Consider the following 23,111-nt stretch of genomic DNA (forward strand, 5'->3'; position numbering starts at 1 on the left):
AAAGGGCTGCTGCCATATGGCAGCGGCTTTTTCTTTAAGAAAGGAATATCAAATGACAGGAAAAAACGAAAGAAAGCTGAAAAAATGGGCCGCACTTTTTCTTGCAGCAGCGATGTCACTGACGGCCTGCGGCAGCACCGCATCAACGGGAAGCAGCACATCGTCCGCGTCGGGCACTTCGGCAGTTTCTGAGAGCAGCACATTCACAGCATCCTCAGCAGACGTTTCCGAAAGCCAGACGGAGAGCACATCCGTCTCGGAAAGTACGGCTGAAAGTGAAAGCACCTCCGAAGCCACTGCTGAGAGCAGCACCTCCGGGAGTGATACCGCATCCGCGGATGGTTTCGCAACGACAGACGATGTCAGCGACGCACCGGACATCACCGGAATCACCATCGAGAGCAAGATGGTCCTGAATTACGCCGAGTGCTTTAACGTATACTACTGCACAGACGGCTATAAACTGCTCGATGTCAAAGACGGCGCGCAGTATCTGCTCGTCCCGGACGGAAAAGAGGCGCCGGATGACCTCGATTCCGATGTAATTGTAATCCATCAGCCGCTGGAACGCATCTACATGGCAGCAACCTCTCCGATGGCGCTGTTCGATGCCATCGACTCCCTCGATACGATTCGTCTCTCCGGTGAAACCGCAGACAATTGGTACGTACAGGATGCCGTTGACGCGATGAATGCCGGAACGATGATCTTCGCCGGAAAATACAGTGAGCCGGATTACGAACTTCTGGTCAGTGAGAACTGTGATCTGGCCATTGAATCCACGATGATCCTCCATTCCCCGAAGGTACAGGAGATGATCGAGATGCTCGATATTCCGGTCTTCATTGACCGTTCCAGCTACGAATCCCAGCCTCTTGGCAGAACCGAATGGATCAAACTCTACGGTGCCATGCTGGACAAAGAGGAGGAGGCAGCCGACTTCTTTGCAAGTCAGGCAAGTGTTGTGGAAAATCTGAAGGATTTCCAGAATACCGAAAAAACGGTCGCTTTCTTCTATATTAATACGAGCGGAGCTGCCGTTGTGCGGAACCCGGAGGACTATATTTCCAACATGATCGAGCTTGGCGGTGCGCGCAACGCCTTCCGTGATCTCCAGGACGACAGCGGAAAAACATCCGTGCCGATCACGATGGAGCAGTTCTACGATACGGCCGAAGATGCGGACTACCTGATCTACAACGCAAGCATCGATTCCACCGTCAAAACCCTGGACGACCTGCTGGCAAAGGATTCCATGTTTGCCGATTACAAAGCAGTCAAAGAGGGCAACGTCTGGACAACCGAGAAATCGATGTATCAGGCAACCGATAAAATTGCACAGTTTACCAACGACATTAACCTTCTGGTAACGGGCGGCGATCCGGATCAGATGGTATTCTTAAGAAAATTATCCTGATGGAGGAACGTATGTCAGAGAAAAAAAATATGACAGGAAAAGAGAACAGTTTCCATATGGAAAACTTCCGGCGCCGTTCGCGGTATGCCGCTGTGTTTCTGGTGCTGATTCTGGCGTTCGCTGCCATCACCGTGCTGAATATCAATTCCGGAAACGTAAATATTTCGATTCCGGAAATTTTCCGGATTCTGCTGCGGCGGACCGGAGAGGGGAAAGAGTATAATATTATCTGGAAAATCCGCCTTCCGCGTATTCTGATGGCGGCAATCCTGGGCGGTGCTCTGTCCCTGTCGGGCTTCCTTTTACAGACTTTCTTTGAAAACCCGATTGCCGGTCCGTTTGTTCTTGGAATTTCCTCGGGAGCCAAAATGGTCGTGGCGCTGACCATGATCTTTTATCTGGAGTGGGCGCGCAATATCACATCTTACACGATGATTGTTGCAGCATTCTTAGGATCCCTTCTCTCCGTCGGCTTCATTCTGCTGATGTCCCGACGGATCAAAAATATGGCAGGACTTCTCGTCGGCGGTATTATGATCGGTTACATCTGCTCGGCGGTCACGGATTTTGTTGTCACCTTCGCGGAGGATTCCGATATCGTCAACCTCCACGGCTGGTCACAGGGAAGCTTCTCCGGCATGAGCTGGAGCAACGTAGCGATCTCTGCGGCTGTGATCGGCATCACCTTTGTCATCACGTTCCTGATGGCAAAACCGATCGGTGCATACCAGCTCGGTGAGGCGTATGCGCAGAGCATGGGTGTCAACATCAAAGTATTCCGCATCGCGCTGATTCTGCTTTCGAGTATTCTCTCCGCATGTGTCACCGCATTTGCCGGTCCGATTTCGTTTGTCGGCATTGCCGTCCCGTTCCTCGTCAAACAGAGCCTCGGCACATCGCGTCCGCTCGTCGTAATCCCGGGAACGTTCCTCGGCGGAGCCGTCTTCTGTATGATGTGCGACCTGATTGCGCGTATGGCGTTTGCACCGCTGGAGCTGTCCATCAGTACGGTCACATCGATCTTTGGTGCGCCGGTCGTCATTTTCATGATGCTGCGCCGGAAAAGGGGGTAAGAGAATATGAATGAATATTATTTTCATCTGGACCACCTGACGGTCGGCTATGATAAGAAGCCGCTGATCAAAGATATCTGCATTGGCATCGAAAAAGGCGAGATCGTTACGCTGATCGGACCGAACGGTTCCGGTAAATCAACGATTCTGAAAAGCATCACCCGCCAGTTAAAGCTGGTCGGCGGAAATGTGGAGTTTGACGGGAAAAACCTGCATGAGCTTTCGTTCCGCGAGTTGTCCACGAAGATGGCCGTTGTGCTGACGGAGCGCATGAAGCCGGAGTTGATGACCTGCCACGATATCGTGGCAACGGGCCGCTATCCGTACACCGGACGGCTCGGCATGCTGACCCGCGAGGATGAGGAGAAGGTCGAGAAGGCGATGCGCGCTGTTCATGCCGAAGAGCTCGGCGGCCGCGATTTCAACGCTATCAGCGACGGCCAGCGCCAGAGAGTGCTTCTTGCGCGTGCGATCTGTCAGGAGCCGGAGGTCATCATCCTCGACGAGCCGACTTCTTTCCTCGATATCCGCCACAAGCTGGAACTGCTCGCGATTCTGCGCCGCATGGCAAAGGAGAAGGGCATCACCGTCATCATGTCGCTGCATGAGATCGATCTGGCACAGAAAATTTCAGATAAGATCATCTGCGTCAAGGGCGATGCTATTTCCCATTTCGGCGCACCGGAGACAATTTTCCGCGAGGATATCATCCGCGAACTGTACGAGATTGACAATGGTTCGTTTGACCCGTGCTTCGGAAGCATCGAGCTGCCACGGCCGGAGGGAACACCGCGCGTCTTTGTCCTCGCAGGCGGCGGAACGGGAATCCCGGTGTTCCGGAAACTGCAGAAGGAAAATGTCCCGTTTGCGGCAGGCGTCCTGTATACGAACGATATCGATTACCAGCTCGCCCGCATTCTGGCGATGGAGACGGTAACCGAAGCACCGTTCCAGGAGATCAGCGACGAGGCATTTGCCCGCGCCTGCGAGCTGATGAAGAGCTGTGAACGTGTCATCGACACCGGCGTCCCGGTGGGCATGTGCAACCGCCGGGTCGAAGAGCTGAGGGCAGAAGCAAAGCGGCTTGGAAAGCTGGCAGAGTAAAACAAAGAAAAATCCAATCAAAATCTCCTGTCTGGGAACGAAACAATTGTTTTCCGAACAGGAGATTTTCTTTTTGCAGCCATTGTAAAAACAGCAAAAGAACACGAAAAATGTAATATTAAATTGTACGAAAAATTCATACAATTCAAGTCAAAAACCAACAGAGATTGACACTTAAAAAGTCAAGTGCTTTGTAAAATCTTTTGGCGAAATAACGGTTTTCTCTGTTATGACCAAAACACGCGTTCTGATTTTGCAAGATTTAAACACATGCTTTCCACACCGTTTTTCGTGGATAATGTGGATAACTCGGTGTATAACTTGTTTTTAGGCATGCTTTCGGTGGTTAACTATGTGGATAACTTGTGGACGAGATGTTTATAAAATTGGCCCGTGTGGAAAAAACCCGGTTTCTTTGTGCAATTTCGACAAAAAGAGGTTTTAAAGTTTTGCACGACTGACATGAAAGGTTTTTCAGATTTCAGAAAATACGGGAAAACAAAAAAAGCAGGCAGTTCTCCGTACAATACGAAGAATGCCTGCTTTTGCTGTATTCTATTCGGAAGAAGCCATCAGTGGCTGATCAGATATTTCTCTACCGAAGTCACACAGTTCGCGCCGTCGGCGGCTGCCGTGATGATCTGACGGAGCTGCTTCGTGCGGACATCGCCTGCGGCGAACACGCCCGGCACGCTCGTCACACCGTCCTCGCCGGCTTTGATGTAGCCAGCCTCATCGGTTTCTACGGTGCCTGCGATCAGTGCGGAGACCGGAACGATGCCGACGGCAATAAACACGCCGTCTACCGTGATCACACCGGCTTCTCCTGCCTTTTTGTTCGTTACCTTCACGCCGGACACCATCTCGTTTCCCTCGATGGAATCCACAACCGTATCCCACACCATTTCCACATTCGGCAGTGCCAGCAGTGCATCCTGGAGAACACCGGCTGCCCGCAGTTCATCGCGGCGGTGGATCACGTAAACCTTTTTGCACGTTCTGGCAAGGAAAATCGCATCCTCCACGGCGACATCGCCGCCGCCGATAACGGCAACGGTTTTGTCTTTGAAAAATGCGCCGTCACACGTTGCACAGTAAGAGACGCCCATGCCGGAGAGCTCCTTTTCACCAGGTACATTTAACGCGCGGTGCTCCGCACCGGTTGCAAGAATGACCGTTTTGGCATGATACTCATTTTTTCTCGTGCGGACAATCTTGATCTCTTCGTCAAGAACAAGCTCCTTCACACGCTCGCGGGAAAATTCCGCGCCCATTTTTTCAGCGTGTGCGCGCAGCGTGCTTCCGAGATCCATGCCGCTGATGCCCGGAAGGCCGGGATAGTTGTCTACTTCATAGGTATTCAGCACCTGGCCGCCGCTTGCAAAGTTTGCCTCAATCGTAAGAGAGGAGAGCTTTGCGCGTTTCGCATAAATCGCGGCAGAAAGACCCGCCGGGCCGGAGCCGATGATGATAACGTCGTATAAGTTTTCCATAAAAATCCTCGTTTTCGTCTGTAGTAAGCTGCCATGCAGCCATTTTTCTGAAAGTATCGTTACGGAGCCGGTGTTTCGGACGGTTCCTGACTGTCGGAAACGGAAGATGAATCTTCCGCGGAAGTTTTTTCAGCTTCTTCTTCCGGCGCTTCCGGCTGGTTGTGAACCACCTTGATGCTGCGTACCAGCTTCAGATCGTTGTCGATGCCGACTTCAGTGTAGTCCAGCTTTTCGTCATCACTATAGAATGTGTAGAGTGTCAGGTTACTATCCTCTTTTTCCGTTTTTTCTGATTTGGCATCCCCTGCCTTCGCCAGAAAATCGCTCTCGGAGGTGCCGAGCGTGATGCCGTTTGTGATTGAAATCGGAATCTTTGTCGTATCGAGATCGCCGTACAGCGAAGTAACAAAACAGTTGCGCACTGTCGTCGCCTCCGCGCCGTAATTATGTACGGTGCAGTAAAGCTTCTGACCGCCCTTTTCCAGCGTGACGTAGCCGTATTTTCCGTTTAAAACGGCCGTATCGGACTCTTTCGTATTGACGGTCCAGTCGTGGTCCAGAAGTTCACTGACCGGAACGGGAAGATGATAGAGTACATCGTCAAAGCGGACGGTCCAGTCGTTGATTTCACTGCTGTCGGCTTCCGGTGCCTGGTAGGCCTCCACTTCCGGTGTTGTGGCATCGCTGACACCATCGAGCGCTTCTGCATCAGCCGTGGTCGTAAAGTTCTGCATATCGAGGGAATACAGAATTCCCGTTTCGTTATCGAAGCCGAGCGTGATCGTCTGGTACAGCCCGTACTCATACGTGAACTGCACAGAGGTATCGGCCTCATAACGGTCCTTTGGCACACCGTAGATGCTTTCCACATCCTCCATCAGCGACTGCTGCAGGGTGACGCCGTTCGGCAGGCCGACATAGATATTCTGGCCCTCAGCGGTCGAGGTATCGATGTGAATGCCTCCGATCAGGCATTCCGCCACTGGCTTTGCCGTGGTGTCCGGATTGGCAATATCGACGGTAATCTGGTTTCCGTCCTTTTCAAAGATTTCGCCCTCTGAGAAGGATTCCGGCTGGATTTCCTTTGCGTCGTCGCCGCTGTAGACCCAGCCAAGCGCTGTAAAATCCGCGTAGGATTCCGGAATTTCGTATGTATCGCCCCAGATGGCAAGCTGAAAACTGTTCAGGTTCTTCGAGAGATCCACATCGTATTCCGGAATCTCATCGGAATCGCCGGAGGCCGCCAGATTGTCTTCGGGGTCGTCATCGTCGGTACTCTGACTGATGGTTGTGATCGGAATCGTTTCTGTTTTCTTTCCGCAGCCGCTCGTTCCCACGAGGAAAGCGGCAAATACTGCTGTTAAAACCCAACGGTATTTTTTCATCAAAACCTCCTCATAATAAATGGTTAAAATATTTGAAAGTTACTTCATGTAAGTAACGATATCAGTTCCCCCTATTCTATCACATTCCGCTTCGTTTTCCAATGTCTGAAGCGGATTTGAGAAAAATGGTTTTTCAAAAGCGCGGTACGGAATACATATTTAGTAAGGAACTGGAAAGGGCAGAAGTCTGGGAGGAGGCTGTGTATGCGTTTTACAAAAATGCAGGGCTGCGGAAATGATTATATCTATGTAAATGCTATGGAGGAGCGGGTGGAGAGTCCGGGACGGCTGGCAAAAGCGGTAAGTGACCGCCATTTCGGCATCGGCGCGGACGGGCTGATTCTGATCGGGGCATCCAAAACAGCAGATTTTTCGATGGAAATGTACAACGCCGACGGCTCGAAGGGCGCGATGTGCGGCAACGGCATCCGCTGTGTGGGAAAATACGTGTACGAGCATGGGCTGACGAGAAAAACGACGCTGACTATCGAAACCGGCAGCGGAAACCGTGTGATTCATCTGCAGACGGGGGAGAATCCGAATGAGATCTGTCAGGTGACAGTGGAGATGGGAACGCCGGAATTCCGCGCCGCACAGATCCCCGTTGTTTCTCTGGGGGAATATGTGCTGGAGCATAAAATTACCGTGTGCGGGGAAAATTATACGATGACCTGCCTTTCGATGGGAAATCCGCATGCGGTGATTCCGGTGGAAGATGTGGAAAAAATATCCATTGCAAAGACCGGTTCCGCTTTTGAACACCTTTCCTGCTTCCCGGACCGTATCAATACAGAGTTTATCCAGATTTTAGATCAACACACAATAAAAATGAGAGTCTGGGAACGTGGGAGCGGTGAAACGCTGTCCTGCGGAACGGGAGCGTGTGCGGCAGCCGTCGCGGCGATGCTTTCCGGCTGTGTTTCGGAGGGAGAAACTGCCGTAGAACTGCGCGGCGGCAGGCTTTTCGTTACATGGGACCGGACGAAAAATAAGGTCCTTCTGACCGGCCCGGCCGAGACCGTTTTTGAAGGAACGCTTGCAGAACGAATTTGAAAAATGCAGATTTCTGTCTGCACGAAAGAGCAGTATGCAATATTCTGAAAATAAAAACTTACAGGAAATGCCTTTTCTTTTCAAAAGAAACATGCTACAATATGTGGTACCCGCTACAAGAAAAGGGTGGGGGACACACAAGATATAGTGTTTGATTTGGAGGACACCACAATGGTTTATATTATCAAAAAGGACGGAACCAAAGAAGAATTCGACGCGCAGAAGATCGTCCGTGCCGTAAATAAATCCGCACAGAGAATCCTGTATACCTTCTCACAGCAGGAGATTGACTTTATCTGTAAGTTCGCAACCGAGCACGTATATTCTCTTGGAAAGACCGAAATTCCGATCAGCGATATGCACAATATCGTGGAGGGAGCACTCGAAAAAGTAAACCCGGCTGTGGCAAAAAGCTACCGCGATTACCGCAATTACAAAACTGATTTTATCCATATGATGGACGAGGTCTACACGAAGAGCCAGTCCATCCGCTACATCGGCGACAAGAGCAATGCCAACACCGACAGCGCCCTCGTTGCAACGAAGCGAAGCCTGATTTTCAACGAGCTGAACAAAGAGCTGTACCGCAAGTTCTTCATGAACCGCAACGAGCTGCAGGCCTGTAAGGACGGCTACATCTACATCCACGACCAGTCCGCACGTCTCGATACCATGAACTGCTGTCTGTTCGATGTCGGAAACGTTTTAAAAGGCGGCTTCGAGATGGGAAATGTCTGGTACAACGAGCCGAAGACACTCGACACCGCATTTGATGTCATGGGCGATATCGTCCTCAGCACCGCTGCACAGCAGTACGGCGGCTTTACCGTGCCGGAGGTGGACAAGATCCTTGCTCCGTACGCACAGAAGAGCTACGATTACTACGTAAAAGAGTTCCTGAAATATACCGACGCATCCTGGGAGGGGGCACAGGAGAAAGCTATCGAGTATGCGATCGACAAAGTAAGAAGAGAGTGCGATCAGGGATGGCAGGGAATTGAGTATAAACTGAACACGGTCGGCTCTTCCCGCGGTGATTATCCGTTCGTTACCGTGACCCTCGGCCTTGGAACGAGCATGTTCGAGAAGATGATTTCCATCTCCCTTCTCGAGGTCCACAAAAACGGACAGGGCAAGAAAGGCCACAAAAAGCCGGTGCTCTTCCCGAAAATCGTCTTCTTATATGATAAGGCAATTCACGGAGAGGGCGGCATCGCAGAAGATGTCTTCGAGGCAGGACTTGACTGTTCTTCCAAGACGATGTATCCGGACTGGCTGTCGATGAGCGGCGAGGGCTACATCGCCGAGATGTACAAGAAATACAAGAGAGTCATCAGCCCGATGGGATGCCGTGCTTTCCTTAGCCCGTGGTACGAGCGCGGAGGCATGGAGCCGGCAGATGAGAACGACAAACCGGTCTTTGTCGGACGTTTCAACATCGGAGCCGTTTCCCTTCATCTTCCGATGATCCTGGCAAAATCCCGTTCCGAGAACCGCGATTTCCACGAAGTGCTTGACTTCTACCTCGAGATGATCCGCGATCTGCACAAACGGACCTACGATTACCTCGGCGAGATGCGTGCATCCACGAACCCGCTGGCTTACTGCGAGGGAGGTTTCTACGGCGGCCACTTAAAACCGTCCGACAAGATCCGCCCGCTGTTAAAGCCGATGACCGCATCGTTCGGTATCACGGCGCTGAACGAGCTGCAGGAGCTGTACAACGGAAAATCTCTTGTTGAGGACGGACAGTTTGCACTCGACACGCTGAAATATATCAACGACAAGGTTGCCGAGTTTAAGAAAGAGGACGGCATCCTCTATGCGATCTACGGCACACCGGCAGAATCCCTGTGCGGCCTGCAGATAGAGCAGTTCCGCAAACAGTACGGCATCGTCCGCAACGTTTCGGACCGCCCGTATGTGAGCAACAGTTTCCACTGCCACGTAACCGAGGACATCACCCCGATCCAGAAACAGGATCTCGAGGGACGTTTCTGGGAGCTCTGCAACGGCGGAAAAATCCAGTACGTGCGCTACCCGGTTGGCTACAACAAAGGTGCGATCAAGACCCTGATCGAGCGTGCAATGGAGCTCGGCTACTACGAGGGCGTCAACCTGTCCCTGGCTTACTGCGATGACTGCGGCCACCAGGAACTCGACATGGATGTCTGCCCGGTCTGCGGTTCCAAGAACCTGACAAAGATCGACCGTATGAACGGCTATCTTTCCTACAGCCGTGTCCATGGCGACACACGTCTGAATGAAGCAAAGATGGCAGAAATTGCAGAAAGAAAATCCATGTAATCATCCATGAAATAATCAAAAGCCTCTGAGAAAAGTCCGGTGTGAATGTGACTTTCCTCAGAGGCTTTTTGGGTATTGCATCCGGTGGAAGCTGCCGGCGGCAGGGACTGCAGATGATGTGAGAATTAATCTTCGACATCGCGGGTAATATTGCGAACCCAGATGTACTTTTTATAATGGTGATAAACGGCAGGAAGCTTTACAATTTCATCGAGATTTACAATGCAGTAAACCACCATAACCGGAAGCTTCAGCCAGAATGCGGCAAGAAAGCCAAGCGGTACAGAAAAGCACCACATAGCGCCGATGTTTCCCTGCATATCAAATTTCGCATCGCCTCCGGCACAAAAGATACCGTCGAGAACGGTGGTGTTGACCGATTGTGCCATCAGGTTCAGACCGCAGAAGAGAAGCATGTACTGCAGGTACTCGGCTGCGGTATCGGAAAGTGGGGCAAAATGAACGATGGCTGGAGAAATGAGCATCAGCAGGCCGCCGGTCACAATGCCGATGGCAATGGAGAGATGGCTTAAACGTCCTCCATACTCGCGGGCTTTTTCCAGCTCGTTCGCGCCGAGCAGATTTCCGATCAGAACCCCGGCACCACCGCTCACACCGCGGATCAGGCAGGAGAGAAGGCTCTTGGCAATCGAGGTGATGGAGTTTGCCGCAACGGCATCGCTTCCCATATGTCCCATGATAACGGAGTACAGAACGTAGGCAATTCCCCAGACGAGGGAGGCCGCAAGCACGGGAAGCGTGTAGCGCCAGAAGTCTTCTGAAAGTATTTTCCCTGCGGAAGAGAAGAGGCGGTTCCAGAGAATCCGTACACGCTCCGGTTTCTTTGTCTCGAGATAAGCCCAGATCAGTTCCACAACGCGGGCAGCTACCGTTGCATAAGCTGCTCCGCGGATCCCAAGTGCCGGAGCACCGCAAAGACCGTAGATGAGGATGGCATTTAAAATGATGTTCAGTACAACCGCAGTGGAACTGATGCGGGAGCTGACTGCTGCATGACCGGTGTTTTTCAGTAGGATCAGATAGACCTGCGAAATACCGCAGAGTACGTAGGAGAGTGCAACAGCGCGTAAATACTGGCTTCCGCTTGCAACCAGGGCCGCATCATTTGTAAAGATGCGCATCAGCATTTCGGGACAGAAACCGGCAAGGATGGTAAACAGGCCGGAGAACAGCAGGTTGGTGCGAAGTGCGATCGGAATCACTTTTTCGATCGAAGCGGCATCCTGTTTCCCCCAGTACTGCGCTGCCATAATACCGGCGCCCGCCGCGATGCCTGAGATAAAAAGGCTCAAAACAAACTGCACCTGTCCGGCCAGTGAAACAGCAGACAACGAAGTCTGATCAATCCAGCCCAGCATGATCGCATCCGTTGCGCTGACGAGAGCCAGCATAAAATTCTGGATCGCAATCGGAAGGACGAGGAGTTTTAGTTTCTGGTAAAATTCATCCTTAAAATTCATTCGTGTTTTCATAAAAATTCCCCCAAAGTATAAATAGTAGTTTTTGCTGTATTATAGCGGAAAGAAAATGGGAAAACAATGGCTAAAACAAGCTATTTTCTGGTCAATGTTGACATTCCCTGTATAATATAGAAGAAAAAGAACTTTTCCGGTGCCCGTGTCCGGTACGCCGGAAAGCGGAGAAGAAGTTTGATCAGAAAATCAGGTTTCCTTCAGCAGAAACTCCAGGATTTCTGCTATCAGAATAAATATGCCGGCAGCGGCTGTCTTTATAAAATCCAGAAATCCATGCAGGAGCTGGAGAAGCTTTTGAAAAAGAAAGATAAGAAACGGAAGTAGGTTCGGCTGCCATTGGAGCCGTCATCGAAACAAACGGAAATATACGAAAAAATTGTGAAATTTAATAGAATTATAAGACCTGTTTTCGCTGTTTTTAACAAAAGTAAAGAAACAGTGAAAAAAAGGTTGCTTTTTTCGGCAGAATCCTTTATAATCTTATTTGTGTTCAGCGAGTGGATCATCCGATGAAACACAGAAAAACAAAAGTAAGCGCCTTTAGCTCAGTTGGTAGAGCAGTAGACTCTTAATCTATTTGTCCAGGGTTCGAGTCCCTGAAGGCGCATCAAAAGCACTGTTTTTGCAGACCTGAGAGCTGCGGGGACGGTGTTTTTCTTGTTTTACGGGCGGAATACCGAAAATCTACGTATCAACTTTTCCTATCATCATAGCATCTCCAAATGAGAAAAACCGGCAGCAGAGGGATCCTTTCTGACATGGATCTTTCCGCTGCCGGTTTTGTCTTTCAGAGCAAAAAATTTAGTAGTTCTTCAGCCCGTTCTCCGAATCAATAATGATCTGGCAGCCCGGCTGAACATTTTTCAGAATCGTGATCATCTGGTCTTCCGGGACAGAAATGCATCCGCCGGTCGGACGGTTTGCACTGCAGTGCAGGAAAATGGCGGAACCGACACCCGGGGTGCAGCTTGGGTTGTAGTCGAGAGACAGAACGTAATGATAGGCTGGTTCGATCTCAATGATGTGCTCCGCAGAATTCCAGGCTTTCAGCGTTGTCTTCGTCGTGACGAACTGATTGTAGTATCTGGAATTTACATCATCGACCCAGTAATACGTATCATCCACCTGGGTATAGGAAAGTTCCGTTCCGGGATTCGGGAGAATGCCGAAGGCATACGTAAAGCTGAACTGTCCGCGCGGTGTTTTGCGGTTCCACTCTGTGGTTTCGCCCACGCCGCCGGAGCCGACATAGCCGCTTGTACAAAGATCCTCGTTCCAGGTGCCGTCCGCATCTTTCGTTACCATGGCCACTGTCGCACTGGTGCCGTCGGCACTGACAAAAATCAGCTGATTATGTGTTTTTGCAGCTTTCAATCCAGAAGCAAGTTTCGTCCACTCAGACTGGACAGAAATTTTATGTCCGTTCTCATCAAACGTGTACTGTCTGCCGCCGATGGTCACGGTAGTACTGGAATACATACCGCCCCAGCTGCGGAAATAGTAGGAGGATCCTCCTTTTACCAGCCATTCATCGTGGTACATACCGCCCCAGCTCTTGAAATAATACCAGTTGTTGTCATGCTTGATCCATTCGTTCGCGGCCATGCGTCCGCCGTCTTTCAGATAATACCAGTTATTGAGATAATAGAGCCATCCATCTGCATGCTTTGTGCCGTCCTCATTGAGATAGTACCAGACCCCGTCCACCTTGAGCCAGCCGCCTTTGTACATGCCGCCCCAGCTTTTAAAGTACCAGGTATCATCGATCCATTCACTGGAGGCCATGGTGCCGTCGGCTTTCAGGTAATAGCGGTTGTTATCGTATGTAATCCACTCGTTCTGCGCCAGCCGCCCGCTGCCGTCCTTGATCCAGTACCATTTGTTCTTATCCTTGATCCAGCCGGTTTTCGTACAGACCGAACCGTCTGCCTGAACGTAATAACGCGCATCGCCGGACGAAACAACCGCATTGGCATACATGCCGCCCCAGCTGCGGAAGAAATACGTTTTGCCGTTTACGGTGGCGGAGATATTTTCCATATGGCCGTCCGCGTAGAGATAGTACCAGCAGTTGTCGTAGAAATACCAGCCCTTCCGTGCACCGCCCCAGCTGCGGAACGAATACCACTGGCCGTCGATCATGGCCCAGCCGCCGCGCGTCTGATTTCCGGTCTCCATGGCGTAGGTATCCGGATTAAAATAGTAGAGATTGCGGTCTACCGTCTGCCAGCCGGAAAGGAGATGGCCGTCGCTGACATCGACAAGATACCATTTTCCATCCACAACGAGCCAGGAAACGGTGTCCTCCGCGCGGGTGTAGGCTGTATGGTTTCCGCGGGAAATACTGCCGCCGGCGGTTACGTAGTACAGCTTTGCCTGGCCGTCTGAACCTGTAATCCATTGAAAACCGGAAGTAAGAGCAACGACAGGAGTTTCATTTTCGGAACCTTTTTCCGGTGAAACGTCGGATGAAACATCTTCCGAAACAGAAACAGTCTCACCACTCTGATTTTCCGCCGCATAAACCGGTGCCGCGCCAAGCAGGACACCGCATAAAAGTGCCGCCAGAACTTTTCTTTTCATTTTCAAATCCCCCTTACATGCAGAAATGTTTTTTACAGAAACCGTGCCTCCATCTTACAGATCGGGTTTCCGATTGAGGAAAACTTCTCCTCATATTCCGTCATTACATTTCCTTCTGAGAGAACCACATCGTGGTGCAGATCGTATGTGAATGCAGTGAGTTCCCATCCCTCTGCATTTTTCATCTCTTCAAGAGAGAAGTCAAACAGATCTTTATTATCGGTTTTGAATTCCAGTGTTCCGTCCTTCTTTAAAATCTTCTCGTACCGTGCAAGAAACTCATGCGACGTCAGTCTCCGCTTCGCATGGCGGTCCTTCGGCCACGGATCGGAGAAGTTGAGGTAAATGCGGTCAACTTCGCCTTCTGCGAATACTTCCGGAAGCTGGCGCGCGTCCATGCGGATGAAAAACAGGTTTTTAAGTTCTGTTTCTAATTTTTCACGTTTCTGTACCGCGCGGAGCAGTACGCTGTCGTACATCTCAATACCAATGTAGTTGATCTCCGGATGCAGAACCGCCATATCCATCAGGAAGCGTCCTTTTCCCATTCCAACCTCAATATGAATCGGATTTTCATTTCCAAAAACCTCAGCCCACCGTCCCCGGCAGCTCTCCGGTTCCTGCACAACGAACGGACAGGAAGCAATCACATCTTTTGATCCTCTGATATTTCTAAGGCGCATATGCGTAAAATTCCTTTCTTAAGTGATAAATATTAGAATAAAAGCCAATCATATCTAGTATATCATAGCTCCCGAAAAAGCAAAACAGAAAAATCCCGTTTTCAAATTTTCGAAGTTTTCAAAATACTGTATACAATATCAACCTGCACATAGCATTTCTTATCAGCAATATGACAATCGGATTGGATCCATATCGAAATCATATGAGGGGCCATCTTTTGGCTATTGATATTGGAAGAAAAAATATGACCCATTGTCTATTTTTAATCAAAAAGTCGATCGAAATCCCACTTTTTTTTACGATTTCAATATGTCAACTTTGGAAAAAAAGGTGTAGAATACTAACAGCAAAGATGCAGGAGTTTCTCCTGTACTTTTTGCCCTGTATATCAAAATTGGTCAGTGGACCAGGTTTGATTGTTATGCAAATATCATAAGGAGGGAAAGCGATGCTATGGAATCTGTAATTAACAAACTTGCAGAGATCGAAACGGCTGCTACTAAGATTATGCAGGCTGCCGAGAATCAGAAGAAGCTCCAGGACGAGCAGCAGGAAGAGCGGATTGCAAAATTCGATGCAGATCTGGAAGCGGAAACGGCAAAGCGGATTGAAGAGATCACAACAAAACTTCATTCTACTACAGATGCGGATCAGAAAAAGCAGCGGGACTCTGCCGCCGAACTTCTATCTTCACTGGACGCTTATTACGAGCAGAATCACGGAGCACTGTCCACGCAGATTTACGAAAACATTATAAGGAAGTGAAACGATGAGCGGTCTATTATCCTACAGCGGCCTTACCACAAAGATAAGAGCCATGCAGAGCCATCTTTTAAACGACCAGAATTTTCGGGAAATCGTGGAACTGGAGAGTGTACCGCAGGCAGTTTCTTACCTCAAGCAGCATAAAGGCTATGAGGATCTGTTTGAGGGCTACAACGAAGCTGACCTTCACCGAGGTCAGATCGAGAAAATGCTGCGCCTGACGGTATACCGGGATTTTTCCAAGCTGTACCGTTTTGCAAATGTAGAGCAGAGAAAGTTCCTTGCGCTCTACTTCAAACGATACGAAGTGTCCGTTATCAAAGAATGCCTGAACACGGTATTTGATCACCGTGATGTGGTATTGAACCTGTCCATATTCGACGAGTTCTTTAACAAGCATTCCCAGCTGGACATCAATCTTCTGGCGTCCTCCAGGACGATCGAAGAACTGATTGCGAACCTGAAAGGGACAGAATATTATGCCCCGTTGTCGCAGCTCGCGGATATCGAGCGTCCGACCCTGTTCGACTATGAGATGACCCTGGATCTGTATTACTTTGCACAGATGTGGAAGGACAGATCAAAAGTAGTGACAAAGCGGGATCTGGAAGAGCTGACCGCTGCATGGGGAAGCAAGTTTGACATGCTGAACCTTCAGTGGATCTACCGTTCCAAACGCTATTATCACATGACCAGCGCACAAATCTACGCCCTGCTGATTCCGGTTCATCACCGGCTGAAAAAGGATGTGGTAAAGGCACTGGTAGAAGCCGAGAATATGAGTGCATTTTCCCAGCTGCTGGAACAAACCTATTATGCGAAACGGTATGATTCCTTCAAAGTCGATACGCTGGAATCCATGTATGCAGCCATTATGAAGCACATACTTTCCAGTGAATCCAGACAGGATCCTTATTCCGTTGCCACCATATACTCATACCTCTATCACAAAGAGCACGAGGTAAACCGGCTTATTATTGCACTCGAGTGCGTACGTTACCGTATCAGCGCTGACGAGGCAATGCAGCATATCGCAAAAACTTAATACACGGGGAGGTGTACTCATTGATTGTCAAGATGAAATTTTTGAGCATCACCGGGCCGAAAGCCGACATTGACCGTGTGGTCAACACTTATCTCTCAAAATATGAGATACATCTGGAAAACGCTCTGACGGAGCTGTCTACGATGCAGAATATCACACCGTATATCCAGATCAACCCATACAAAGAGACCTTAAAACAGGCGGAAGATTTTACAGCACTTCTGCCGGAAGACAAGCGTACCACCACGAAAAGACTTTCCCTGGAAGATGCCATCAACTGCGTCCACGGATTGGATCACACCCTTGGCCAGTTGAACCAGGAGCGTACAGAACTGGAAGCAAAAAAGAAAGACTTGATGGAAAAAGCACAGAAAATCGAGCCGTTCCAGGATCTGCACTGCAATCTTTCCTCCATTCTGGATTTCCACTTTATCAAATTCAGATTCGGAAAGATCACAAAAGAGTATTACAACAAGTTTGAGAGCTACTGCTATGAGAACAGCGATACGGTATTCTACCGCTGCCATTCCGATGAGCAGTATGTATGGGGCATTTACTTCTGCCCGAGAGATCAGGTCACGAAAGTGGACGCCGTATTCTCATCCCTGCACTTCGAAAGAATCTACGTTCCGGACGAGTACAGCGGAACGCCGGAGGATGCTTACGCAGCACTTCAGGCAGAAATCAAAAAGACAGACGATGCACTCAGCGAGTGCTCACGGAAACTGGCAAAATGCCTTTCGGATTCCGCAGAGGATCTGGTTGCAGCAAAAGAGCAGTTAGAGCAGCTCTCCGGCAACTTTGATGTCCGTCGCCTGGCAGCCTGCACAAAATCCAAGAAGGAAACCTTCTATATTCTGTGCGGCTGGATGTCGGAAAAAGATGCCGCTTCCTTCCAGAAGGACATCGAAAACGACACAAATCTCTTCTGCTTCATCGAGGATGATGCAAACAACGTTCTGCGTCAGCCGCCGACAAAGCTGAAAAATCCGAAAATCTTCCGTCCGTTTGAGATGTACGTGAAGATGTACGGACTGCCAAATTACAATGAAATTGACCCTACGATTATCGTAGGACTTACCTATGCATTTATTTTCGGAATCATGTTTGCCGATGTAGGACAGGGACTGTGTCTGCTGATTGGCGGCGCACTGCTGTACCACTACAAGAAGATGGATCTGGCAGCGATCATGAGTACCTGCGCGGTATTCTCTGTGATCTTCGGATTCCTGTTCGGCAGCTTCTTCGGATTTGAGAATGTCATACCGGCCCTCTGGCTGCATCCGAAGGAAGCGATGACAACGCTTCCGTTCATCGGTTCGATGAACACCGTATTTGTCGCAGCGGTTGCATTTGGTATGTTCATGATTCTGACAGGAATGGTTCTGCATATGATCAATGCAGCAAGAAACCATAAGCTCGGCGAGCTTCTGTTCAGCCAGAACTCCCTGGCAGGCTTCATTTTCTACGGAGCCCTTGCCGTTACACTCGTTCTCCTGTTCAGCGGCCATAAAGCTCCGGCTGTCGGCGTGATGGTAGTCATGTTCGGTATTCCGCTTCTTGCGATCTTCTTAAAAGAGCCACTGGAGCGTATGGTAGAGAAGAAGGGCAATGCATTTCCGGAGACCGGAAAGGGAATGTTCTTTGTACAGGCATTCTTCGAACTCTTCGATGTGCTTTTGAGCTACTTCTCCAACACAATTTCCTTTGTCCGTGTCGGCGCATATGCAGTCAGCCATGCGGCTATGATGGAGGTTGTCCTGATGCTCGGCGGAGCAACAGGCGGCGGCAGCATCAGCTGGCCGGTTATTGTTCTCGGAAACGTCTTCGTTGCCTGCCTTGAGGCATTGCTGGTAGCGATCCAGGTACTGCGTCTGGAATATTACGAGATGTTCAGCCGGTTCTATGAAGGAGACGGAAAACCGTTTGTTCCGTTTTTGAAAAAAGGCGAGAAATAAAAGAGGATTCAGAGCCATGCGAAATGGAAGTGAATATGGCGGGAAGCTGTATCGGGAAAAAGTGAAAATGGCTCCGGATCGCAGCAAAGAGTAAATTTAATGAATTAACTTCAGGAGGAAAACTATTATGAACTCAGCATTTGTACAGGTACTTACTGCAATCGCAATGGTATTAACCATCGTTGTTCCTATGACTTATTACTTCAAAGGTGAGCACAACAAAAATCGTTACAAAAAATCTCTGGCAGCCAATGTAAGCGGCTTCTTCGGCCTTCTGCTGATCGCAACCGTTGTTTCCTTCGCAGGCGCAACAACTGCATCTGCTGCAACAGAAGCAGGCGCTGGTCTTGCAACCGGTCTTGGTTACATCGGTGCAGCTCTTGTTACAGGTCTTTCCGGTATTGGTTCCGGTATCGCCGTTGCATCTTCCGCAAGCGCAGCTCTTGGAGCAATCAGCGAAGACGGCAGCATCTTTGGTAAATCCATGATCTTCGTAGCTATGGCCGAAGGTATCGCTCTGTATGGTCTGATCATCTCCTTCATGATTCTTGGTAAACTTTGATTCCAAAACCGGAAGGTATTGATCTTCACCTTAAGTTGGAGGAATCATAAATGAAAATGTTCTTGATCAGTGATAACGTAGACACTCAGACGGGCATGCGCCTGGCCGGAGTGGAAGGCGTTGTCGTTCATGAGCGCGAGGAGCTTTATGATACACTGCAGAAAACACTGGCAGACAAAGAGATCGGAATTATTCTCCTTACAGAAAAGTTCGGGAAGGAATTCCCGGACATTCTGGAGGATGTCCGCCTCAACCATAAGCTTCCGCTGCTCATTGAAATTCCGGACCGTCACGGTACCGGAAGAGCGCCGGACTTTATCACTTCCTTTGTAAATGAATCTATTGGATTAAAACTGTAAGAATGCCCTGGAGGTGACACACATTGACTACTGAGGAAAAACTTCAGAATTTTTATAATCATTCCCTGGACAGTGCAAACCGTGAAGCAGAACGTGTGATCGGCGATCACCAGAAAGCTCTGGATAAGATCTTCGAGGAGCATAAAGCAACCGCAAGACGTCAGGCAGAAGAAGAAGTTGCTGCCGAGACCGAGAAAGCAAAACGTGATGTCAACAAGACACTGTCTGCGGATCAGCTTCATATCAGACGGAAGCTGTCCCGTAAAAATCTGGAATTAAAAGAAAAACTGTTTAAAGAAGTTCGTGAAAAACTTACCGCTTATAAAAAGGATCCATCCTATGAGGAGTATCTGGAGCGCAAAATCCGCGAAGCCGTTACATTTGCCGGAAACGACAAACTGACCTTATATCTGGATCCGTCAGACGAAGCTCATAAGGCTTCCCTGGAGCAGAAACTCTCCGTAACCCTTACCATTTCGGCCATGCCGTTCCTTGGCGGCGTGCGCGCGGTCATTCCGGAGAAAAATATTCTGATCGATAATTCCTTCGAGACCCTTCTGAACGAAGAGCGGGAGAATTTCATCTTTCACGGAGGTGTAGAGCATGAATAAAACCGGAGTTATCTATGGAATCAACGGTCCGGTCGTATATCTGAAAGGAAACACCGGATTTAAAATGTCCGAGATGGTTTACGTTGGTAAAGAACGTCTGGTCGGCGAGGTTATTGCCCTGACAAAGGATACCACTACAGTACAGGTTTTCGAGGAAACCACAGGACTGAAACCAGGCGAAACAGTTACCGCATCCGGAGATGCCCTCTCTGTTACACTGGGACCTGGAATCCTGAACAACATTTTTGACGGTATTGAGCGTCCGCTGTCCGAGATTGCAAAGCAGTCCGGTAAATATATCAGCCGTGGTCTTACCGTAGATTCTCTGGATACAGAGAAAAAGTGGGATGTCCATGTAACTGTTTCAGAAGGCGAAGAGCTGATGGGCGGCGCAATCATTGCAGAGACACAGGAGACCCGTTCCATCGTACACAAATCGATGGTTCCGCCGGATGTCAACGGCACGGTTATCTGGGCTGCCAAAGACGGAAAGTACACCATCCTTGACCCGATTGTAAAACTGAAACTGGAAGACGGCACCGAAAAAGAGATCACACTGGCACAGAAATGGCCGATCCGTGTACCGCGTCCAACCCTGAAAAGATATCCGGCATCCGTTCCGCTGATCACAGGACAGCGTATCCTGGATACGATGTTCCCGATCGCAAAAGGCGGCACAGCAGCCATCCCTGGCGGATTCGGTACCGGAAAAACCATGACCCAGCACCAGATTGCAAAATGGTCTGATGCCGATATCATCATCTATATCGGATGTGGAGAGCGTGGAAACGAGATGACACAGGTTCTGGAGGAGTTCCAGGAACTGATCGACCCGAAGAGCGGCAACCCGCTGATGGACCGTACTACCCTGATCGCCAACACATCCAACATGCCTGTTGCAGCCCGTGAGGCATCTCTGTATTCCGGACTGACACTGGCTGAGTATTACCGCGATATGGGCTATGATGTAGCAATCATGGCAGACTCCACATCCCGTTGGGCAGAGGCACTCCGTGAGCTGTCCGGCCGTCTGGAGGAAATGCCTGCCGAGGAAGGTTTCCCGGCATATCTGGCATCCCGTCTGTCCGCTTTCTATGAGCGTGCCGGCATGATGCAGACCCTTTGCGGCGCAGAGGGAAGCGTATCCATCATCGGAGCTGTATCTCCGCAGGGTGGTGACTTCTCCGAGCCTGTTACCATGAACACCAAACGTTTCGTCCGCTGCTTCTGGGGACTGGACAAATCTCTGGCTTACGCCCGTCATTTCCCGGCGATCCACTGGCTGACGAGTTACAGTGAATACCTGCAGGATCTGTCGCCGTGGTACAAAGATCACGTAAACAAAAACTTTGTAGATATGCGGAACCAGTTAATGGGAATCCTGAACTCCGAGAGCTCCCTGATGGAAATTGTAAAACTGATCGGTAGCGATGTTCTTCCGGATGACCAGAAGCTGACCCTGGAAATCGCCAGAGTTATTCGACTGGGCTTCCTGCAGCAGAACGCATTCCATCCGGATGACACCTGCGTATCTCTGGAAAAACAGTACAAGATGATGGAAGTTATTCTTTATCTGTACAAGAAATCCAAAGCGCTCGTGACGATGGGCATGCCAATGTCCGTACTGAAAGAGGACAAGATCTTCGACCGCGTCGTTTCTATTAAATACGATGTACCGAATGACCGTCTGGATCTGTTTGACACATACAAAAAAGATATCGACACCTTCTACGATAAGGTACTCGAGAAGAATGGTTAAGGAGGGAATTCATCATGGCAATTGAATATTTAGGCCTTAGTGAGGTCAATGGCCCTCTGGTTGTTCTGGAAGGTGTAAAAAATGCTTCCTACGAGGAAATCGTAGAATTTACCGTAGACGGCAATGAGAAAAAACTGGGACGTATCGTTGCTGTATACGAAGATAAAGCCGTTATTCAGGTATTTGAGGGAACTTCGAGCATGTCTCTTACCAATACCCATACCCGTCTGACCGGACATCCGATGGAGATCGGACTTTCCGAGGAAATTCTGGGACGTACCTTTGACGGTATCGGAAAACCGATCGACCGCATGGGACCGATTGACGCAGAGGTAAGAAGAAACGTCAACGGCCTGCCGCTGAACCCGGTTACCCGTAAATACCCAAGAAACTATATCCATACCGGTATTTCTGCAATCGACGGTCTGACCACCCTGATTCGTGGCCAGAAGCTGCCGATCTTCTCCGGAAACGGACTTCCGCACGACCAGCTGGCAGCACAGATCGTACAGCAGGCATCCCTTGGAGATTCCGATGAGAAGTTTGCAATCGTATTTGCCGCTATGGGTGTTAAATACGACGTAGCAGAGTTCTTCCGCCGGACCTTTGAGGAAAGCGGTGTATCTGACCACGTTGTTATGTTCCTGAACCTGGCAAACGACCCGGTTGTAGAGCGTCTGATCACCCCGAAGGTAGCACTGACAGCTGCCGAGTACCTTGCATTCGAGAAAGGCATGCATATCCTGGTTATCCTGACCGATATCACATCCTTCTGCGAGGCTATGCGTGAGGTTTCCTCCTCCCGTGGAGAGATTCCTTCCCGTAAAGGTTATCCTGGATACCTGTACAGTGAGCTGGCTACGCTGTATGAGCGCGCCGGAATCGTACAGGGCGTAGAGGGATCCGTAACACAGATTCCGATCCTGACCATGCCAAACGATGATATCACGCACCCGATCCCTGACCTGACCGGTTACATCACCGAGGGTCAGATCGTACTGGACCGCCAGCTTCACGGCCAGTCTATTTACCCGCCAATCAGCGTACTGCCGAGTCTTTCCCGTCTGATGAAGGACGGTATCGGTGAGGGTTACACAAGAGCCGATCATCAGGACGTAGCGAACCAGCTGTTCTCCTGCTATGCAAAGGTAGGAGATGCGCGTTCCCTGGCATCCGTTATCGGTGAGGATGAGCTTTCTCCGATCGATAAACAGTACCTGGTATTCGGTAATGAATTCGAGCATGAATTCATCGGCCAGGGAATGGATGAAAACCGTTCCATGGAAGATACGCTGAACAAGGCATGGGAGCTTCTTGGACTGCTTCCGAGAGAAGAGCTCGACCGTGTCAACACCAAGGTTCTGGATCAGTATTATCATCCGACCACCATTGATGCAGTAGCAAAAGCAAAGGCGGAAGCCGATGCCATGAATGAGTAAGCGAGAGGAGTGAGATCG

General features: G+C 49.8%; 19 protein-coding genes and 1 tRNA gene. 15 read left to right on the plus strand and 5 right to left on the minus strand.

Annotation, left to right across the window (positions count from 1 at the left end):
* Window positions 1–52 precede the first annotated feature (52 nt).
* Genes DW915_RS08205 through DW915_RS08215 form a run of 3 tightly spaced genes read left to right on the plus strand, consistent with a single transcriptional unit; the run spans window position 53 to window position 3,594 of the window.
* The gene (locus DW915_RS08205) at window positions 53–1,417 is read left to right on the plus strand and encodes an ABC transporter substrate-binding protein (RefSeq protein WP_243033805.1); all 1,365 of its coding nucleotides are present in this window, start codon (window positions 53–55) and stop codon (window positions 1,415–1,417) included.
* Window positions 1,418–1,428: 11 nt separating this feature from the next.
* Complete coding sequence (locus DW915_RS08210) at window positions 1,429–2,490, plus strand: FecCD family ABC transporter permease (protein WP_226906339.1); 1,062 nt, start codon at window positions 1,429–1,431, stop codon at window positions 2,488–2,490.
* Between the two features lie 6 nt (window positions 2,491–2,496).
* A complete protein-coding gene (locus DW915_RS08215; RefSeq protein WP_118741921.1) occupies window positions 2,497–3,594 on the plus strand; it encodes an ABC transporter ATP-binding protein in 1,098 nt (365 codons plus the stop codon).
* Window positions 3,595–4,166: 572 nt separating this feature from the next.
* Here DW915_RS08215 and trxB read toward each other — a convergent pair.
* Both trxB and DW915_RS08225 read right to left on the minus strand, forming a co-directional pair.
* Window positions 4,167–5,087, minus strand: a complete 921-nt coding sequence (gene trxB, locus DW915_RS08220; RefSeq protein WP_022461698.1) for a thioredoxin-disulfide reductase — start codon at window positions 5,085–5,087, stop codon at window positions 4,167–4,169.
* Between the two features lie 59 nt (window positions 5,088–5,146).
* Window positions 5,147–6,472, minus strand: a complete 1,326-nt coding sequence (locus DW915_RS08225; protein ID WP_118741922.1) for a hypothetical protein — start codon at window positions 6,470–6,472, stop codon at window positions 5,147–5,149.
* A gap of 204 nt (window positions 6,473–6,676) precedes the next feature.
* On the opposite strand from DW915_RS08225, the gene dapF reads away from it, so the two are divergent.
* Both dapF and nrdD read left to right on the plus strand, forming a co-directional pair.
* A complete protein-coding gene (dapF, locus tag DW915_RS08230) occupies window positions 6,677–7,525 on the plus strand; it encodes a diaminopimelate epimerase (RefSeq protein ID WP_055228538.1) in 849 nt (282 codons plus the stop codon).
* 171 nt (window positions 7,526–7,696) lie between these two features.
* The gene (gene nrdD / locus DW915_RS08235) at window positions 7,697–9,832 is read left to right on the plus strand and encodes an anaerobic ribonucleoside-triphosphate reductase (protein WP_022461695.1); all 2,136 of its coding nucleotides are present in this window, start codon (window positions 7,697–7,699) and stop codon (window positions 9,830–9,832) included.
* A gap of 125 nt (window positions 9,833–9,957) precedes the next feature.
* On the opposite strand, the gene DW915_RS08240 is transcribed toward nrdD, so the two are convergent.
* Complete coding sequence (locus DW915_RS08240) at window positions 9,958–11,325, minus strand: MATE family efflux transporter (protein ID WP_118640757.1); 1,368 nt, start codon at window positions 11,323–11,325, stop codon at window positions 9,958–9,960.
* Between the two features lie 177 nt (window positions 11,326–11,502).
* Between DW915_RS08240 and DW915_RS15735 the strand changes: the two genes are divergently transcribed.
* Both DW915_RS15735 and DW915_RS08245 read left to right on the plus strand, forming a co-directional pair.
* On the plus strand, window positions 11,503–11,652 hold the full coding sequence (locus tag DW915_RS15735) for a hypothetical protein (protein ID WP_156327623.1): 150 nt from the start codon (window positions 11,503–11,505) through the stop codon (window positions 11,650–11,652).
* A gap of 210 nt (window positions 11,653–11,862) precedes the next feature.
* Window positions 11,863–11,935: transfer RNA gene (locus DW915_RS08245), tRNA-Lys, on the plus strand.
* Between the two features lie 194 nt (window positions 11,936–12,129).
* On the opposite strand, the gene DW915_RS08250 is transcribed toward DW915_RS08245, so the two are convergent.
* Window positions 12,130–13,911 carry a L,D-transpeptidase family protein gene (locus tag DW915_RS08250; protein WP_118741923.1) on the minus strand — a complete coding sequence of 594 codons (1,782 nt, stop codon included), beginning with the start codon at window positions 13,909–13,911 and terminating at the stop codon, window positions 12,130–12,132.
* 32 nt (window positions 13,912–13,943) lie between these two features.
* The gene (trmB, locus tag DW915_RS08255; protein WP_022461692.1) at window positions 13,944–14,594 is read right to left on the minus strand and encodes a tRNA (guanosine(46)-N7)-methyltransferase TrmB; all 651 of its coding nucleotides are present in this window, start codon (window positions 14,592–14,594) and stop codon (window positions 13,944–13,946) included.
* A gap of 454 nt (window positions 14,595–15,048) precedes the next feature.
* Between trmB and DW915_RS08260 the strand changes: the two genes are divergently transcribed.
* From DW915_RS08260 to DW915_RS08295, 8 genes are all read left to right on the plus strand, one after another.
* Window positions 15,049–15,360 carry a hypothetical protein gene (locus DW915_RS08260; RefSeq protein ID WP_055220224.1) on the plus strand — a complete coding sequence of 104 codons (312 nt, stop codon included), beginning with the start codon at window positions 15,049–15,051 and terminating at the stop codon, window positions 15,358–15,360.
* A gap of 4 nt (window positions 15,361–15,364) precedes the next feature.
* Entirely contained in the window at window positions 15,365–16,405 is a 1,041-nt protein-coding gene (locus DW915_RS08265; protein WP_022461690.1) for a V0D/AC39 family V-type ATPase subunit, read from the plus strand.
* An 11-nt stretch (window positions 16,406–16,416) separates the two neighbouring features.
* Entirely contained in the window at window positions 16,417–18,363 is a 1,947-nt protein-coding gene (locus DW915_RS08270; protein ID WP_308054128.1) for a V-type ATP synthase subunit I, read from the plus strand.
* Between the two features lie 127 nt (window positions 18,364–18,490).
* Window positions 18,491–18,925 (plus strand): ATP synthase subunit C, encoded by a 435-nt coding sequence (locus DW915_RS08275; RefSeq protein ID WP_022461688.1) that lies wholly within the window; start codon window positions 18,491–18,493, stop codon window positions 18,923–18,925.
* A 50-nt stretch (window positions 18,926–18,975) separates the two neighbouring features.
* On the plus strand, window positions 18,976–19,284 hold the full coding sequence (locus DW915_RS08280) for a V-type ATP synthase subunit F (protein WP_055220228.1): 309 nt from the start codon (window positions 18,976–18,978) through the stop codon (window positions 19,282–19,284).
* 23 nt (window positions 19,285–19,307) lie between these two features.
* The gene (locus DW915_RS08285) at window positions 19,308–19,895 is read left to right on the plus strand and encodes a V-type ATP synthase subunit E (RefSeq protein WP_055220230.1); all 588 of its coding nucleotides are present in this window, start codon (window positions 19,308–19,310) and stop codon (window positions 19,893–19,895) included.
* Window positions 19,888–21,654 (plus strand): V-type ATP synthase subunit A, encoded by a 1,767-nt coding sequence (locus tag DW915_RS08290; RefSeq protein WP_022461685.1) that lies wholly within the window; start codon window positions 19,888–19,890, stop codon window positions 21,652–21,654. Before DW915_RS08285 ends, DW915_RS08290 begins: the two co-directional genes overlap by 8 nt.
* Before the next feature lie 14 nt (window positions 21,655–21,668).
* Window positions 21,669–23,093 (plus strand): V-type ATP synthase subunit B, encoded by a 1,425-nt coding sequence (locus DW915_RS08295; protein WP_022461684.1) that lies wholly within the window; start codon window positions 21,669–21,671, stop codon window positions 23,091–23,093.
* Window positions 23,094–23,111 lie beyond the last annotated feature (18 nt).

Origin of the sequence: Blautia sp. AM42-2 (genome assembly GCF_003480245.1) — a bacterium.
Taxonomy (GTDB): Bacteria; Bacillota; Clostridia; order Lachnospirales; family Lachnospiraceae; genus Fusicatenibacter; species Fusicatenibacter saccharivorans.